Origin of the sequence: Flavobacterium sp. F52, from assembly GCF_000278705.1 — a bacterium.
GTDB classification, from domain to species: Bacteria; Bacteroidota; Bacteroidia; order Flavobacteriales; family Flavobacteriaceae; genus Flavobacterium; species Flavobacterium anhuiense.
On the sequence record NZ_AKZQ01000019.1, the window covers coordinates 262,457 to 277,861 of the forward strand.

Annotated in this window: 12 protein-coding genes; 5 read left to right on the plus strand and 7 right to left on the minus strand. The window is 33.0% G+C overall.

Annotated elements, in window-relative coordinates; genetic code table 11:
• The first annotated feature begins 157 nt into the window (after nt 1-157).
• The 4 genes from ilvB (at nt 158) to acs (ending at nt 6,390) form a co-directional block, all read left to right on the plus strand.
• Nucleotides 158-1,846 carry a biosynthetic-type acetolactate synthase large subunit gene (gene ilvB / locus FF52_RS06880; protein ID WP_008464098.1) on the plus strand — a complete coding sequence of 563 codons (1,689 nt, stop codon included), beginning with the start codon at nt 158-160 and terminating at the stop codon, nt 1,844-1,846.
• An 89-nt stretch (nt 1,847-1,935) separates the two neighbouring features.
• A complete protein-coding gene (gene ilvN, locus FF52_RS06885) occupies nt 1,936-2,457 on the plus strand; it encodes an acetolactate synthase small subunit (RefSeq protein ID WP_008464099.1) in 522 nt (173 codons plus the stop codon).
• 60 nt (nt 2,458-2,517) lie between these two features.
• Nucleotides 2,518-3,987, plus strand: a complete 1,470-nt coding sequence (gene ilvC / locus FF52_RS06890) for a ketol-acid reductoisomerase (protein WP_008464100.1) — start codon at nt 2,518-2,520, stop codon at nt 3,985-3,987.
• A 492-nt stretch (nt 3,988-4,479) separates the two neighbouring features.
• Nucleotides 4,480-6,390, plus strand: coding sequence for an acetate--CoA ligase (gene acs, locus FF52_RS06895; RefSeq protein ID WP_008464101.1), 1,911 nt, complete (start codon nt 4,480-4,482; stop codon nt 6,388-6,390).
• A 72-nt stretch (nt 6,391-6,462) separates the two neighbouring features.
• Here acs and FF52_RS06900 read toward each other — a convergent pair whose 3' ends face one another.
• From FF52_RS06900 to FF52_RS06920, 5 genes are all read right to left on the minus strand, one after another.
• Nucleotides 6,463-6,855 carry a hypothetical protein gene (locus tag FF52_RS06900; RefSeq protein ID WP_008464102.1) on the minus strand — a complete coding sequence of 131 codons (393 nt, stop codon included), beginning with the start codon at nt 6,853-6,855 and terminating at the stop codon, nt 6,463-6,465.
• A 192-nt stretch (nt 6,856-7,047) separates the two neighbouring features.
• The gene (locus tag FF52_RS06905) at nt 7,048-7,644 is read right to left on the minus strand and encodes a 3'-5' exonuclease (RefSeq protein ID WP_008464103.1); all 597 of its coding nucleotides are present in this window, start codon (nt 7,642-7,644) and stop codon (nt 7,048-7,050) included.
• A gap of 3 nt (nt 7,645-7,647) precedes the next feature.
• The gene (locus FF52_RS06910; protein WP_008464104.1) at nt 7,648-9,564 is read right to left on the minus strand and encodes a DUF294 nucleotidyltransferase-like domain-containing protein; all 1,917 of its coding nucleotides are present in this window, start codon (nt 9,562-9,564) and stop codon (nt 7,648-7,650) included.
• Between the two features lie 705 nt (nt 9,565-10,269).
• On the minus strand, nt 10,270-10,653 hold the full coding sequence (locus FF52_RS06915) for a hypothetical protein (RefSeq protein ID WP_008464105.1): 384 nt from the start codon (nt 10,651-10,653) through the stop codon (nt 10,270-10,272).
• An 87-nt stretch (nt 10,654-10,740) separates the two neighbouring features.
• Nucleotides 10,741-11,157 (minus strand): hypothetical protein, encoded by a 417-nt coding sequence (locus FF52_RS06920; protein WP_008464106.1) that lies wholly within the window; start codon nt 11,155-11,157, stop codon nt 10,741-10,743.
• Nucleotides 11,158-11,301: 144 nt separating this feature from the next.
• Between FF52_RS06920 and FF52_RS06925 the strand changes: the two genes are divergently transcribed.
• Nucleotides 11,302-12,531, plus strand: coding sequence for a multidrug effflux MFS transporter (locus tag FF52_RS06925; RefSeq protein ID WP_008464108.1), 1,230 nt, complete (start codon nt 11,302-11,304; stop codon nt 12,529-12,531).
• A 132-nt stretch (nt 12,532-12,663) separates the two neighbouring features.
• Here the strand turns inward: FF52_RS06925 and FF52_RS06930 are convergent, their stop codons facing one another.
• On the minus strand, nt 12,664-13,929 hold the full coding sequence (locus tag FF52_RS06930; protein ID WP_008464110.1) for an NAD(P)/FAD-dependent oxidoreductase: 1,266 nt from the start codon (nt 13,927-13,929) through the stop codon (nt 12,664-12,666).
• Nucleotides 13,930-14,009: 80 nt separating this feature from the next.
• Nucleotides 14,010-15,344 (minus strand): DEAD/DEAH box helicase, encoded by a 1,335-nt coding sequence (locus tag FF52_RS06935; RefSeq protein ID WP_008464112.1) that lies wholly within the window; start codon nt 15,342-15,344, stop codon nt 14,010-14,012.
• Nucleotides 15,345-15,405: the final 61 nt, after the last annotated feature.

Sequence of the window (15,405 nt, forward strand, 5' to 3'; positions counted from 1 at the left end):
TAAAAAATCAAAAATCAATATCAATTACAATAACAAAAAGCAATAGCAATAAAAATTAAAAATTTCAAAAATAAACTTAAAGTTAAAGATGAAATTGATTTTTGATACTGCCATTGAATTTTGAAATTGAAATTTGACATTGGAAAAACAATATACTATGAAAATATCAGGGGCAGAAGCCGTTATAAGATGTTTATTAGCAGAAGGAGTAGATTTGATTTATGGTTATCCAGGTGGAGCTATAATGCCAGTTTACGACGAATTATATAAATTTCAAGATCAGTTGCACCACGTTTTAGTGCGTCATGAACAAGGTGCAACGCATGCAGCTCAAGGTTATGCAAGGGCTACAGGAAAAGTAGGGGTGGCCATTGCTACTTCTGGACCAGGAGCTACAAATTTAGTAACTGGTATCGCAGATGCTCAAATCGATTCAACTCCTTTAGTGTGTATTACGGGGCAAGTTGGAAGACATTTATTGGGATCTGATGCATTTCAGGAAACCGATATTATCGGAATTTCAACTCCGGTTACAAAATGGAATTTCCAAGTAACCGAAGCTTCTCAAATTCCTGAAATTATTGCAAAAGCATTTTACATTGCTCGTTCTGGACGTCCAGGGCCAGTTTTGGTTGATATTACTAAAAATGCTCAATTTGATGAGTTCGAATTTAGTTATGAAAAATGCACAGGAATTAGAAGTTATGTTCCTGTTCCAAAATTAAATTTAGACAAAGTTGCCGAAGCTGCAGCTTTAATTAATAGTGCAAAAAAACCGCTTATTGTTTTTGGTCAAGGGATTATTTTAGGTCAGGCAGAAGCTGAGTTTAAAGCAGTGATTGAAAAATCTGGAATTCCAGCAGCTTGGACAATCTTAGGATTGTCAGCTTTACCAACAGATCATCCTTTGAACGTTGGTATGCTTGGAATGCACGGAAATTATGCGCCAAATTTGCTAACAAACGAATGTGATGTTTTAATTGCTTTCGGAATGCGTTTTGACGACCGTGTTACAGGTAAATTAAGCACTTATGCAAAACAAGCAAAAGTAATTCACTTCGAAATTGATCCTGCTGAGATTGATAAAAACGTTAAGACGGATATTGCTGTTTTAGGAGATGTTAAAGAATCTTTGGCTGCTTTATTGCCATTATTAGATGCAAAATCTCATGATTTATGGCACAATGAGTTTAAAGAATTAAGTAAAGTTGAATATGATTCTGTAATAAAAGAAGAATTAAATCCAACAAACGGTAAAGGAATTTCGATGGGAGAAACAATCGAAATGATCAACAAACACTCAAAAGGTGATGCCATTATCGTTTCAGATGTTGGTCAGCACCAGATGTTTGCTTGCCGTTACGCTAAATTCAATTCAACAAAAAGTAATATTACTTCAGGAGGTTTAGGAACAATGGGATTCGCATTGCCTGCTGCGATTGGAGCAAAAATGGGAAAACCAGATCGCGAAGTAGTAGCTATTATTGGTGATGGAGGTTTCCAGATGACAATTCAGGAACTAGGAACAATTTTTCAAACAGAAGTTCCAGTAAAAATTGTGGTTTTAAACAACGAATTCTTAGGAATGGTTCGCCAGTGGCAAGAATTATTTTTTGATAACAGATATGCTTCAACAAAAATGATCAATCCAAATTTCATTGCCATTGCTGAAGGATATCATATCAAATCTAAAAAAGTTACACAGCGTGAAGATTTAGATGCTGCAGTCGCTGAGATGCTGGCGTCAAAAGATTCATACTTCTTAGAAGTTGTAGTCGAAAAAGAAAACAACGTTTTCCCAATGATTCCAACAGGAGCTTGTGTATCAGAAATTAGATTAAGTTAAGTAAAAAGTTTCAAGTTTTAAGTTTCAGGTTTCAAGTTCTGTTGAGAATGTGAAACTTGAAACGTGAAACAAAAAAAAACTAAAAACAAATGGAAGATAAAACATTTACCATATCGGTATACTCAGAAAATAATGTGGGACTGTTGAATAGAATATCTGGAATATTCTTAAAGCGTCACATTAATATATTAAGTCTAAATGTTTCAGAATCAGAAATAGAGAATGTTTCAAGATTTATCATTGTTGTAAACACGACAGAAAAATGGGTTCAGAATATTGTAGGCCAGATCGAAAAACAAATTGAAGTTATAAAAGCATTTTATCATACAGATGAAGAGACTATTTTCTTAGAAAATGCCTTGTTTAAAATCGCTTCAAGCTTGTTGTTTGACGAGAAACAGATTCAGAATATTATCAAAGAGAGCCAGTCGACAATTGTTACCGTTTCTCGAGATTTCTTTGTGATTTCAAAATCAGGAAGACGTTCTGAAATTGAAGAATTATACCAAAAGTTCAAACCATACGGAATTATGCAGTTTGTGCGTTCGGGAAGAATATCAGTTTCTAAGCAAAAAATGGAAATTTCTTCATTGCTAGAAACTTTTAAATAATAAAATCTTAGTTATATATAATCAATATTAAATTTCATTTCATTAAATATTAAAACAAAAATGGCAAATTATTTCAATACATTACCACTTAGATTACAATTAGAACAATTAGGAGTTTGCGAATTTATGGAGCAATCTGAATTTGCAGACGGAATTGCAGCATTGGCTGGAAAAAAAGTTGTAATTGTTGGTTGTGGAGCACAAGGTTTGAATCAAGGTTTAAACATGAGAGATTCTGGTTTAGACATTTCTTACGCATTGCGTGCAGATGCAATTGCAGAAAAAAGAGCTTCTTATAAAAATGCAACTGAAAATGGTTTCAAAGTAGGAACTTACGAAGAATTGATTCCAACTGCAGATCTAGTTTGCAACCTTACACCAGACAAACAACACACTGCTGTGGTAACTGCTATTATGCCATTAATGAAACAAGGTTCTACTTTGGCTTATTCTCACGGATTTAACATTGTGGAAGAAGGAATGCAGATTCGTAAAGACATCACTGTTATTATGTGTGCTCCTAAATGTCCAGGTTCTGAGGTACGTGAAGAATACAAAAGAGGATTTGGAGTTCCAACTCTTATCGCTGTTCACCCAGAGAACGATCCGAACGGATTTGGTTTAGATCAAGCAAAAGCTTATGCTGTAGCAACTGGAGGACACAGAGCTGGAGTTTTAAGATCATCTTTCGTGGCTGAAGTAAAATCAGACTTAATGGGTGAGCAGACAATTCTTTGCGGATTATTGCAAACAGGATCTATTTTATGTTTTGATAAAATGGTTGAAAAAGGAATCGATCCTGCTTATGCATCTAAATTAATCCAATACGGATGGGAAACTATCACTGAAGCTTTGAAACACGGTGGTATTACAAATATGATGGATCGTTTAAACAATCCTTCAAAAATTGAAGCTTACGAATTGGCTGAAGAATTGAAAGATATCATGCGTCCGTTATTCCAAAAACACCAAGACGATATCATTTCTGGGGAATTCTCTAGAACTATGATGATTGACTGGGCAAATGACGATGTTAACTTATTGAAATGGAGAGCTGCAACAGGAGAAACTAACTTCGAAAAAACAGCTCCACAAGAAGCTCCAATCTCTGAGCAAGAATATTTTGATAATGGAGTATTGATGATTGCAATGGTAAAAGCTGGTGTTGAATTAGCTTTCGAAACAATGACAGAGGCTGGAATCATCGAAGAATCTGCTTATTATGAGTCTTTACATGAATTGCCATTAATTGCAAACACAATTGCAAGAAAGAAATTATTCGAAATGAACCGTGTAATTTCTGACACTGCTGAGTACGGATGTTACTTATTTGATCATGCGTGTAAGCCATTATTGACTGAATTCATGAAAAAAGTTGAAACTAATATTATAGGTAAACCATTTTCTACTTCAAACGGAGTAGACAATACCGTATTAATTGCTGTAAACAAAGCAATCCGTCAGCATCCTATCGAAGAAGTAGGAGCTTGGTTGAGAGAGTCTATGACAGCAATGAAAAAAATTGGATAATAAAAAATTGGGAATTTCCGCAGAATCCGATTCTGCGGAATTTGCACTGTATCAATGATTTGTAATATTTTGAATTAGTAAGCACTTATTAAGATAATAGATATAGATGCATATTGCATTCACTTAACTTCAGATAATAAGCAAGTTAAGTGAAGCGGATCCCTAAAATGGGGTATATTTTGAAAAAAAATATACTTGTTGAAATTTCTGTTTTAATTAATAAGGATGCTGCTATTTTCAAAATAGAGAAAAATTTTGCAACGCATTTACAAAATTAATTGTTATTGAAATTTGTTAAATTAAAAAAGGCATAATATCTGTTTATTATGCCTTTTTTGCCCTTAAGTAATAATAAAAAATAAAGTTTTAAAATAATTTCAGATAATTATCATATTTTATTAAATAAATGTTTTTTTTTGATAAAATTTATGAATTAAATTATTTCACGGATACGTTCAGATTTAATACATTTATAAAAAAATTCAACAAACGATGAGCTATTACAAAATTGAAAATTTAGAACAATACTTTAAACATTACAATAAGTCAATAAGAGAGCCAAGAAAATTTTGGGGAAAAATAGCAGAGGAGAATTTCACATGGTACCAGCAATGGGAAAAAGTTGTTGATTTTAATATGGCTGAGGCTGAAGTAAAATGGTTTACAGATGCTAAAGTTAACATTACCAAAAACTGTATTGATAGACATTTAAGCAAAAGAGGAGAGAAGACGGCAATTATTTTTGAACCGAACGATCCTTCTGAAGAGGCTTTACATATATCGTATAATGAATTATACGAGAGAGTTTCAAAAATGGCAAACGTTCTTCGCGAGCAAGGTGTTCGTAAAGGGGACAGAGTTTGCATTTATTTGCCAATGATTCCAGAATTGGCTGTTGCTGTTTTAGCTTGTGCTAGAATTGGAGCAATTCACTCAGTAGTTTTTGCTGGATTTTCTGCTTCTGCAGTTTCTGCAAGAATCAACGATTGCGAGTGTAAAATGGTGATTACATCTGACGGAGGTTATAGAGGAAATAAAACAATTGATCTTAAAGGAATTGTTGATGAAGCTTTAGAAACTTGTCCTTCTGTAACAAAAGTTTTAGTTGCAAAAAGAACTAATACTGATGTTAAAATGAAAGAGGGCCGTGACATTTGGTTGCAACCATTATTAGACGCAGCTTTGGATAATAGCGTTGCTGAAATTATGGATGCCGAAGATCCTTTATTTATTTTATATACTTCAGGATCAACAGGAAAACCAAAAGGAATGGTTCATACTACTGCAGGTTACATGGTATATACAGCGTATACTTTTAAAAACGTTTTCAATTACGAAGACAATGACATTTTCTGGTGTACTGCAGATATCGGATGGATTACAGGTCACTCTTATATATTGTACGGACCATTATTGAATGGCGCTACAACTGTAATTTTTGAAGGAGTGCCTTCTTATCCGGATTTTAGCCGTTTTTGGGATATTATCGAAAAACATAAAATTACACAATTCTATACTGCACCAACTGCAATCCGTTCGTTGGCAAAAGAAAGTTTAGATTATATTCAAAAATATCCTCTTAAATCACTTAAAGTTATTGGATCTGTTGGAGAGCCAATCAACGAAGAAGCTTGGCACTGGTTTAATGACCACGTTGGAGATAAGAGATGTCCAGTTGTAGATACTTGGTGGCAGACAGAAACAGGAGGAATCATGATTTCGCCGATTGCTTTTGTAACACCAACAAAACCAACGTATGCAACTTTACCATTGCCTGGAATTCAGCCAGTTTTGATGGATGAAAAACGCAATGAAATTGAAGGAAATCAAGTAGTTGGAAGTTTGTGTATTAAATTCCCGTGGCCAGGAATTGCCAGAACTATTTGGGGTAATCACGATCGTTACAAAGAGACTTATTTCTCTGCTTTCCCTGGAAAATATTTTACTGGAGACGGAGCATTAAGAGATGAAGTGGGTTATTACAGAATCACCGGTAGAGTAGATGATGTAGTAATTGTTTCTGGACATAACTTAGGAACTGCGCCAATTGAAGATGCGATCAACGAACATCCAGCTGTTGCAGAATCTGCTATTGTTGGATTCCCTCACGATATTAAAGGAAATGCTTTATATGGTTTTGTAATTCTGAAAGAAACAGGAGAAGTTAGAAACAAAGAAAATCTGGCTAAGGAGATTAATCAATATATTGCAGATCACATTGGGCCAATCGCTAAATTAGACAAGATTCAATTCGTTTCTGGTTTGCCAAAAACTCGTTCAGGAAAAATTATGCGTAGAATACTGCGTAAAATAGCAGAAGGAGATTTTTCTAATTTTGGAGATACAACGACTTTACTAAATCCAGAAGTAGTTGAAGAAATTATGAAAGAAAGAATTTCTTAATTTGAAACATAAACAAAAAAAACGCCTCTTAATTTAGAGGCGTTTTTTTTTTAAAGAATTTTTAAAAATATATTATTGAGCAACTTTTGAATTTGCATCGTTTACAAAAATAAGTTGCTGCATGTTGCTTAAATTAGTGAGCGACAGAATTCCATTTTTGTTTTCATTTATTCCATTTATTTTAAAACAGAATTGATTACCATCTTTGTCCATTAAAGTTATAAATTCTTCTGTATCATCCGTAAAATTTTGGCAACTATGTGAAATGGTATATTTATACATTACAGCCATTCTGTCTTGGTTATAATTGTAAACTCGCCCGTCTTGCGTAAAAGTCCATTTGATACTTAGGTTTGTTTTAGAATACCAGTTTCCTAAAATTCGTTTAGAAGAAGGGTCTTGATTTTGGGCAAAAATTGCTGAAACAAAAAACAGCAATGGCAACATAAATAAAAGCTTTTTCATAGATTTTTTTAATTAAAAAATAGACTGTGTTTTTGTTTGTTTTTTGGAAATATAATTTGATATAAAATTACTGTTTTACTTAATTTGAAAAATATATGAGCTTATAATTTTGTGTTAAAGCTTAAATAAACAAAATGCCTCTTAAAAATTTAAGAGGCATTTTTAGATCATACAGAATTGATTATTTTTAATTTATTTAATTCCCAATCTAGATTTTAATTTCAAGAATAGAAGTCCAATCCTATAAGCATCTTCAGAAGAAGAATTTCTGTCGCTTTTTGGGATTTTATAAATTCCGCATAAATCATCAAGAGAAAATTGCTTGTCATTTATATCAGTCAATTTTCTGTACATTACATCTACATCTAAAGCCTCATTTTTTAGTCTTCCACAGTTTAAACGTTCCAAAGATGCATTCAACATTTCGATATCAAAATTGATATGATGTCCAACCAAAATAGAATTTCCGATAAAATTCACAAAGGCTTCAAGTGCATCAGGTTCAGGCATTTTCATCATTTTGCTTTCAATGATAAATTCATTTGAAAGCCCATTGTCTTGAAGGTATTTATATTGTAATAAAACGGTTTCAAAATTTTCTTTAATAACAATGCTGTTATCAATAACTGAAAAGGCTCCAAGTGATAATATAACATCTTTATCCGGATTTAAGCCAGAAGTTTCAGTTGACAATACAACAAACTTATTAGGTTTAGTTTCGAATTTAGTTAAATAATCTTTCCAGAAATCTGGATAGTCTTTATTGATATTTTTTAGCCAGTCTAGCATGTTTTATGAGAATTGTGTCAATTGAAATTTACTCTTAATCAGTTCCTCCAGGTCTTTCATTGGGGACAATGCATTTTTTAATTTCTCTTTGTCAGATTTTGACATTTCTCTTAAATTAATATATTGGCCAGAGTCGTCATTTTTTAATCCTTCAACAGTTCTAAATTTGGAAAGTGTCAAGAATGCTTCCGCACAGCTTAAGTATATTTCGGCATTTTTAGAATCTGTAATTGCTAATTGTTTGAATCTTAGATACGTATTTTGAATTCCTTTTATGTTGGCATTTAATATTAATAAACGTGCACCATCAATTAGCGGCATCAAAGCTCTTGTCTTGATATCAAATTTATCTTTATGTGGTCCATCTTCTTCCGTTATAAATTTCTTGAAGAAACTCAAAGGAGAATTTTTCTTTAAGGCATCATTTCCTAAAAAGTCAAAGAACAAAGTGTTATTAACGGCATTTTTAAAAATTACGCTTTCTATTGCTTCTTCAATTTTTGGTTCTCCAAAAACAATTTCATAATCAAAGAAAATACTGCTCAAATCATTACTATTTTCACCTGGAGTATTCATCCAGCTATTGTATTGTTTAGTCCAGTCGCTCAATGATTTACACCAAAGCATGTTGCTTGCCATGTGCCCATTTGGACAATAATCATAGCCCACTTTTTCTAGTATAGAAGTAGCGCGTTTAGCCAGTCTCAAGAAATAATCTTTTACCTCTCTGTATTTCTCTGGAGTAACGTCCTCAAAAATTAAAATGCTATCCTGATCTGTAAGCAATAATTGTTCTTTACGTCCTTGACTACCAATACTTAACCATGCAAAACGTGCAGGAGGGGAGCCTAAGTCTAAAATTGATAATTCGACTGCCCTTTTAATGATAGCTAAGTTAATCTCGCTTGCTATATTGCTAACATGTGAGATTGGGATATTTTTTTGAATCGAATTCTGAATCAAATCTGATAGACGATCGCGTATTTGTTTTAAGTCTTTTGGAAGTTGAGAACGCTTAATTTCTTTAATTAATACACCTGGGTTACTAGCTTGAGCAACAATAAGATCGTGTTCGGAAATAATTCCTTTTACAACAGATTTGCTTGTACCGTCTTTAGTAACGCATAAGTGAGTTACATTATGTTTCAGCATTAACAATTGTGCTTCTGCCAAAGACACATTTTCTAAAACTGTAACAACCGGAGAAGACATAATCTTGTCAATGGTTTCAGTAATAGGATAGCGTCCAGTTGCAATTTTTGAAGACAAATCAGCATTGGTGACAATTCCAATTGGATGATTTTTCTCGCCACAGATTATGATATTATCTACCATAGAATCAGTCATTAAAAGTGCAACATCCTTAATTATAGATGTGGCTTGAGTTGTTAGAGGCGAATTATTATAGTTAAGTGACTGAATATATTGCATTTCTGTCTGCTGATCAATGTAATCGCTATCAGAAATTAGCTTGCCGTTAGAACCCACGCTGTCTTTGGTGTGACGTGAATTTACAGCAAAACTCTCCAAAAGAAAGTTCAATACATCAGAATTATTGGCTACAAATGGTCTAAATACGGCAATAGGAATAGCATAAATAATACTTTCCTCACGTGCTTTAGCGGTCATCATGTAGTTGTTTTTTGCAAAAAACGGACGTAAACCAAAAATATCGCCTTCGTGACATTTATTTATAATGGTTTCTTCGGCGTCTGCAATAGTCGTAAGATTAATGACACCAGAAGCTACAACATAAAAACTTTCATGAAGCGGATCGTTATTTTGAAATAATACCGCATGCTTTTCTAAATTGATGACACGAATATTCGTGGCAATATCTGATAATTCCTGGAAAGTCAGGTTATCAAACGGTTTGTATTCTTTTAAAAAATCTGCAATATGTTCAGCAACTGTATTCATATGTGTGATAATTTATTTTTAAAGTATCGAATGTAAAAATAGTAAAATAAAGTCTTACAACGAAAGGTTCTTTAGGAGAAACTAATTATTTTAAAGAAATGTTAAAAGATAATGGCAATAAGACCTGTAAAAGTTTTAATGTTTTGAAATTTTAAATATTATGATTCTGAAACTGATGTTTGATTTAGACGAAAAATAAACAATTCGAATCAAGTTTCATAATTTTGCAATATTTCAATTTTTTTTGATTTTAAAATCATATAGCGCATTTATAGTTGGTTTGAATTTGAAAGAAAATATTCAGCCTAATAAATTTCAGCAATAAATTCATCAAGCTAATTTTTCAATATTTGAAAATGTTTTATTTTAAAATTCATATAACGGATTTATGATCGATTTGAATTTTCAGAAATTTGTTCTAATAATCAATAAAATTTCCTTAAATCAAGATAATCTAAATTTTCAATATTTGAAGATTTTTTAAAACAAAAACCATACAGCGTATTTATACGAATTTTAATTTTTAATTCTTTTATAAAAAAAATATTCATCAAATATACGCCAGAAGTAAGGAAGTGAAATTTTAGATATTTGAAAGCATTTTCAAAAGAAATGCATACAGCGCATATATAGGGCGGTTTCTAAAATATTCTATTTTACATAATATAAATTATAGTTCAAAATGAAATAGCTCCGAGAAGGAGCTTATTCATATAATTTATTCAAAATCATCTCTTTTGGAACAACATCACCTCCGCCATTTTTATTGAACTGAATTACGGCATCGTTTACAAACAAAACTGCGCTAGCTGTAACTCCGTTTTTATCTTTGAGTTTTATTTGCGCTTTGTCGCCATGCGGATAAACATGTCCGGTAACTTCTAAAATTCCTGAATTTAAATCTTTGTGTTCGCTAGTAACTTCCGCAGTTCCAAAAATCTTATAATTTGACTGAGCTATCGTAATCATAAAACTATATTCTTTCTTGCAGTCTTTGCATTTTTGGCTTCCCCAAGTTCCTGAGAATTTGTTTTGCTGCGAGAATGCTTGCATGGAAATTAAAAATGCCAGGAAAAGAAATTTTTTCATTGTAGTTTGTGTTATTAAAATCTGAACCAAATATAAATCAAAAAAGCATCACAAGTTTGCGATGCTTTTTCTAAAGTTTTCTCAAATCTATAATTTTTTTAAATAAACCGATTTCCCATTTAGTGATACGTCAACTTGATTTGTTTTTTCGTTAAACGTAGTTCGCAAAGCATTTCCGTTAAAAATAGTAACGTCGCCGTACACATGACCAGCCTCACTAGATGTATAATCAAATTTCACTTTTTTGTTTCCTGGCTCAATGCCTAATTTATAACTTGAAAATTTTGTGCCTCTTAAGTCAAAATCCTGTTGCGAATCGATAATTTTGCCGTCAGCGTAAAAATTCGTCACCGATTTGCTTAAGGTAATATCCGGATAATATTGGTTTACTTTTTTTAAGAGTTCGTATTGTTCAATACTAGCTTCTTCTTGTTTAGATGTAATGGTCTGTGCAAACGTAATTGATGTGCATAAAATTGCAGCTAGTAAAAGGTACTTTTTCATAATTTCTAATTTAAAGATTAATAAACAGTTACACTAAATAATGTTGGCAATTACTTTAATTTATTGTTATAAACTTTTTCAAGTTATACTACAAGGTATGAAATCTTTACCTTTGCAAAAAATTATAAGCCACTTTTTAAGATAATGACAACAAAAAAATATATTCAGCTCATTCTGATATTGGGCTCTTTAACTGCTCTTGGTCCTTTTTCAATCGATATGTACCTGCCTGGTTTTTCGGGAATTGCAAAAGATTTAAATACTACGGTTGCTAAAGTTTCGATGAGCTTATCCAGTTATTTCATCGGAATTTCGGCCGGACAATTACTTTATGGCCCTTTATTAGATCGTTTCGGACGTAAAAAACCTCTCTTAGTTGGACTTTTGGTCTACATTCTTGCGTCTTTGGGATGTATTTATGTTGCTGATATTGATGCTTTTATAATGCTTCGTTTTGTTCAAGCTATTGGTAGCTGTGCCGCAACTGTAGCCTCAGTAGCAATGGTTCGTGATTTATTTCCTGTAAAAGATATTCCCAAGGTGTTTTCGCTTTTAATGCTCGTTGTGGGACTTTCTCCAATGCTCGCACCAACCATTGGCGGTTATGTTACTGAAGATTTGGGCTGGCACGCTGTCTTTTTTATACTAATGTGTATGGGAATCGTGATTTTGGCTGCTTCACAATTTGGACTTCCAAACACTTACAAACCAGACACTTCGATTTCGTTAAAGCCAAAACCGATTCTGTCTAATTTTCTTCTGGTAATAAAAGAACCTCAATTTTATACGTATGCGTTTACAGGCGCTGTCGCTTTTTCAGGATTATTTTCTTATGTGGCGGCTTCTCCTCTGGTATTTATGGATATTTATAAAGTTGATGCTAAAACTTATGGATGGATTTTCGCGCTTATGTCTGTTAGTTTTATTGGTTCAAGTCAGTTGAATTCTATGCTATTAAAGAGATTTTCGAGCGAACAGATGATTTTTGGAGCTTTGATTTCTCAATCTGTTATAAGTATAATGTTCCTGATTTTGGCTTTAAATGACCTTTTAGGATTGTATCAAACTATCGGAATGTTATTCTTGTTTTTGGCATGTTTAGGAATTTCAAATCCCAATACTGCGGGATTAACGTTGGCTCCTTTTGCTAAGAATACCGGAAGTGCTTCTGCATTAATGGGTGCAATTCAGCTTGGAATCGGTGCTTTGGCTTCGTTTGCAGTTGGTGTTTTTGTGAAAGATTCTGTAACGCCAATGGTCGCGATTATGACGACTACAACTATAACCGCATTTATAATTTTAAATATTGGTAAACGATTTATAAAAGAGAAAGTTGAACTATCAGATAGTGATGATGTTATGATTGGTCATTAAAAGTTTTAAATTTCAAAAAAGAAATTCCAAATTCCAAAACTTCAATAATTTAAATATAAAAAGCCAAAATCAAAAGATTTTGGCTTTTCTATAAATTGGAATTTGGAATTTAAAAAATTGGAATTTTAAACTCTAATTCTGTGTCTTTTTATCTGGTCTAATAATCATTCTAAGCGATTGATCTTTTGCAAAATACGCTACCATCCAGTTCCAGAATGTATTTAATCTGTTTCTGTAAGTGATTAGAGAAATTAAGTGAATAAACAGCCAGATAATCCAAGCAAAGAAGCCTTTAAAATGCCATTTTGGACTTGGCAAATCTACAACAGCTTTTGCTTTTCCGATAATGGCCATCGATCCTTTGTCCTTGTAAGCAAAAGGTTTAAGTGGCTTATTAGCAACCATGGCTTTGAAGTTTTTAGCCAGATTTAAACCTTGCTGAATAGCTACTTGTGCAACCTGCGGATGACCATCAGGGAAATTTTTATCTCCTGCTAAAATAGCAGTGTCTCCAATGGCATAAATATTATCTACGCCATTCACTTTGTTAAATTCATCAGTTGCCATACGTCGACCACGTCCGTAACTTTCTTTTGGAATTCCTTCGAAAATTTTAGCAGAAACCCCAGCAGCCCAAATTAAGTTTTTGGTTTTGATGGTTTCTCCATTTTCAAAAACTACAGTGTCGTCAACATAATCTACAACTTTAGTGTTTAATTTAACCACAACTCCAAGTTTTGTCAAAGCTTCTAAAGTATCTTTTTGCGAATCTTTGCTCATTGGCGCCAAAAGTGCATCGCCACCATCAACCAAATAAACATTGCTGGCAGAGGTATCTAATTCTGGGTATTCTTTCAAAAGAATATTTTTCCTCATTTCGGCAAACATTCCAGAAACCTCTACTCCTGTTGGCCCCCCTCCTGCTACAACAATTGTAAGTAATTTACGTCTTTTTCGCATATCCTTACAAATGGCAGCTTTTTCAAGGTTTTTAAGTAATGTATTACGCATTACGATGGCATCATTTAAGGTTTTCATCGGGATAGCGTTTTTCATCACGTTTTCCATACCAAAATAACTCGTCTCTGCTCCAGTTGCAAAAACAAGGTAATCGTATTCTAGTTCTCCGTTACTTAGAGTGATTTTCTTTTCGGCAGGAGAAACTGATAATAATTCGCCTAAACGAAACTGCAGATTTTTCTTGCCAGCAAAGAATTTTCTGAACGGATAGCTAATGCTTGATGGCTCTAAAAATGCCGTAGCAACCTGATATATAAGTGGTGGAAAAAAATTATAATTATTCTTGTCTACAAGAGTTACTTGTATTTGAGGCTGATTTACAAGCTCTTTTGCCAGATTGATTCCTGCAAATCCACCTCCAATAATGACTATTTTCATATATGTTGTATTAAGTAGGATTATAAAATTATTCCTTATAAATATACAACTTTAATATGCAATGACAATTGTCATATTTATTACTTTTTGAATTTTTTAACTGTTTTATCAACTATATCGATTTTGTTCTGTAGTACATAACTTGCCATTAATTTCTCGATAAGTTCGTCTTTAGTCAAATGATGAAAAACGGTTTTTACTTTTGTTTTTAAATCTGCAGAAAGCTCGTGATTTGGTTTTGTTTTAAAGATTTGTCTCGCCCACAAAAGCATATTATTTTCTTCGACACTTGCTGCAGAAGGTTTTTTAAATTCCGAAAACTGAATTCCCAATTCTCTTTCAAAATCAGCAATTTCAAAAACTTCTTCTTGCTGTAAAACGGTCAACGAAAGTCCTTTTGCTCCTGCCCTTGCGGTTCTTCCGCTTCGGTGAACGTAATTTTCGTAAGTGTCAGGCAAATGATAATTAATTACATAGGAGATTTCTTTTACATCGATTCCTCTCGCAGCCAAATCTGTTGCAACCAAAATATTGATATGTCCTTCACGAAATTGTTCCATAATTCGGTCACGAATACCTTGTGTCAAACTTCCGTGAAGCGCACCTGAAGAAAATTTATTTATCGCTAGATTTTTGGCTAATTTGTTAACAGCAGCTTTCGTTTTACAGAAAATAATACCTCTTTCACCGTCTCTAGAATTCAAGAAATGCATTAAAACTTCTAGTTTTTCAATCGGATCAACCACAATATATTCGTGATCAATTCCTTCGTTTCCAACAGTTTCCATGTTGGCACTTATCTGAATTACATTTTTATGCAAATAATTTTGAATCAGCTGTTTTATCGTTCCAGGAAGTGTTGCCGAGAATAATAAAGTGCGATGTTTTTTTGGAATTTCAGCAATAATTTGGTCTAAACTTTCTTTAAGAATCGCTACCATTTCATCAGCTTCGTCCAAAACCAAATACTCAGTTTGTTTTAAATCGATTGCTTTTCGTTGAATCAAATCGATTAAACGTCCTGGAGTTGCCACTACAATTTGAGCACCTTCTTTTAATCGTTCAATTTGCGGTTTTATTGGAGTTCCTCCGCAAATTTGAGCTATAGATATATTGGGAATATATTTTGAAAAACTTTCTAAGTTTCTAAAAATCTGCTGACCTAATTCTCTGGTCGGAACCAAAATTACAGCTTGAATTATTGTCGATTCTGTATTGACCAATTGCAATAAAGGCAATCCGAAAGCGGCCGTTTTTCCTGTTCCTGTTTTGGCTAAACCAACAATATCATGGGCTTCGCTCAAAAATAACGGAATTGTTTTTTGTTGAATTTCTGTAGGTTCAACAATGTTTAATTCGCTTAAAGCTTTTAAAATTGGAGCTGAAATTCCTAATGTTGAGAATGGTTTAGACATAATTATTTTAGATTTTTGAGTTCTGATTTTAGATTTGATGCAGATTACTCAATATTTGAAT

Bases quoted from the DNA above. Each gene is read 5' to 3' on its own strand.
- FF52_RS06915 (WP_008464105.1), bottom strand. From the start codon at position 10,653: ATGAAAAAATTTCTTTTCCTGGCATTTTTAATTTCCATGCAAGCATTC.
- FF52_RS06930 (WP_008464110.1), bottom strand. From the start codon at position 13,929: ATGAAAATAGTCATTATTGGAGGTGGATTTGCAGGAATCAATCTGGCA.
- FF52_RS06935 (WP_008464112.1), bottom strand. From the start codon at position 15,344: ATGTCTAAACCATTCTCAACATTAGGAATTTCAGCTCCAATTTTAAAA.
- ilvB (WP_008464098.1), top strand. From the start codon at position 158: ATGAAAATATCAGGGGCAGAAGCCGTTATAAGATGTTTATTAGCAGAA.
- FF52_RS06900 (WP_008464102.1), bottom strand. From the start codon at position 6,855: ATGAAAAAGCTTTTATTTATGTTGCCATTGCTGTTTTTTGTTTCAGCA.
- FF52_RS06925 (WP_008464108.1), top strand. From the start codon at position 11,302: ATGACAACAAAAAAATATATTCAGCTCATTCTGATATTGGGCTCTTTA.
- ilvC (WP_008464100.1), top strand. From the start codon at position 2,518: ATGGCAAATTATTTCAATACATTACCACTTAGATTACAATTAGAACAA.
- FF52_RS06910 (WP_008464104.1), bottom strand. From the start codon at position 9,564: ATGAATACAGTTGCTGAACATATTGCAGATTTTTTAAAAGAATACAAA.
- FF52_RS06905 (WP_008464103.1), bottom strand. From the start codon at position 7,644: ATGCTAGACTGGCTAAAAAATATCAATAAAGACTATCCAGATTTCTGG.
- acs (WP_008464101.1), top strand. From the start codon at position 4,480: ATGAGCTATTACAAAATTGAAAATTTAGAACAATACTTTAAACATTAC.
- ilvN (WP_008464099.1), top strand. From the start codon at position 1,936: ATGGAAGATAAAACATTTACCATATCGGTATACTCAGAAAATAATGTG.
- FF52_RS06920 (WP_008464106.1), bottom strand. From the start codon at position 11,157: ATGAAAAAGTACCTTTTACTAGCTGCAATTTTATGCACATCAATTACG.